This window comes from Actinospica durhamensis (genome assembly GCF_018139695.1).
GTDB classification, from domain to species: Bacteria; Actinomycetota; Actinomycetes; order Streptomycetales; family Catenulisporaceae; genus Actinospica; species Actinospica durhamensis.
Map to the genome: position 1 here is coordinate 1 of NZ_JAGSOG010000581.1, position 1,355 is coordinate 1,355.

1 protein-coding gene is annotated in these 1,355 nt (G+C 70.3%); it reads left to right on the top strand.

What is annotated here, in order from left to right; all coding sequences use genetic code 11:
- The coding region (locus KDL01_RS41155; RefSeq protein WP_212534149.1) for an HAD-IC family P-type ATPase at positions 1-1,355 on the top strand (1,355 nt) is incomplete at both ends.

A 1,355-nucleotide genomic window follows, 5' to 3' on the forward strand; every position in this document is an offset into this window, starting at 1 on the left:
ACCCACTTCCCCCACATCCACTTCCCCCACAAGCACGTCAGCTCCAGGCACATCAGTTACAAGCACATCAGTTACAAGCACAGCAGCTGCAGGCACGTCAGCCACAGGCACGTCCGCAGCCCGCTCCACCACTCCCCGTCGACGGACCAGTCTCAGCCGCCGCCTGGCCGTCTCCGCACTCCTCGCCGTCCCTGTGCTGCTGCTCGCCATGGTCCCCGCGTTCCAGTTCCGCGGCTGGCAGTGGCTGTCCCTCGCCCTCGCCACGCCCGTCGTCGCCTGGGGCGGTTGGCCGCTGCACCGCGCCGCGTTGCTCAACCTCAAGCACGGCGCCGCGACCATGGACACCCTGGTCTCGCTGGGCACCATCGCCGCCTACGCCTGGTCGCTCCACGCCCTGATCTTCGGAACCGCGGGCGATCTCGGCATGCGGATGGACTTCTCCCTCACCGCGTCCGGTGACGGCAAGCAAGACATCTACCTCGAAGTCGCGTCCGCGGTCACCGTCTTCATCCTGCTCGGGCGGTACCTCGAAGAGCGCGCGAAGCGCAGCTCCGGCGCCGCTCTGCGCGCACTTCTCGAACTCGGCGCCAAGCAGGCCGTGGTGCTCGGTCCGGACGGCGTCGAGCGCCCGGTGCCGATCGAACTGCTCCAGGTAGGGGAGCTGTTCGTCGTGCGTCCGGGGGAGAAGATCGCGACGGACGGCGAGGTCGTCGAAGGCCAGTCCGCCGTGGACGCCTCGATGCTCACCGGCGAGTCCGTCCCGACCGAAGTCGGGCCGGGTGCCCAAGTCAGCGGCGGCACCGTGAACAGCGGCGGGCGCCTGATCGTGCGCGCCACCCGCGTCGGTGCGGACACGCGGCTCGCCCAGATCGCCCGCCTCGTCGTCCAAGCGCAGACCGGCAAGGCCGCCGTGCAACGCCTCGCCGACCGCGTGGCCGGAATCTTCGTGCCCGTCGTCATCGTCCTCGCGCTGGCGACCCTCAGCGGCTGGCTGATTGCCGGTGCAAGCACCGCACACGCCTTCACCGCGGCCGTCGCGGTCCTGATCATCGCCTGCCCCTGTGCTTTGGGCCTGGCGACCCCGACAGCCCTGCTCGTCGGCACAGGTCGCGGCGCCCAGCTCGGCCTGCTGATCAAGGGCCCCGAAGTCCTCGAGTCGACGCGCAAGGTGGACACCATCGTGCTCGACAAGACCGGCACGGTGACGACCGGTCAGATGACCCTCCTCGAGATCCACGCCGCCCCAGGCGCCGACTCGGCCGAAGTCCTCCGTCTAGCCGGCGCCGTCGAGCACCTGGCCGAGCACCCCATCGCCCGAGCCATCGCCCGAGCAGCCACCCACGCCGCCCACCTCC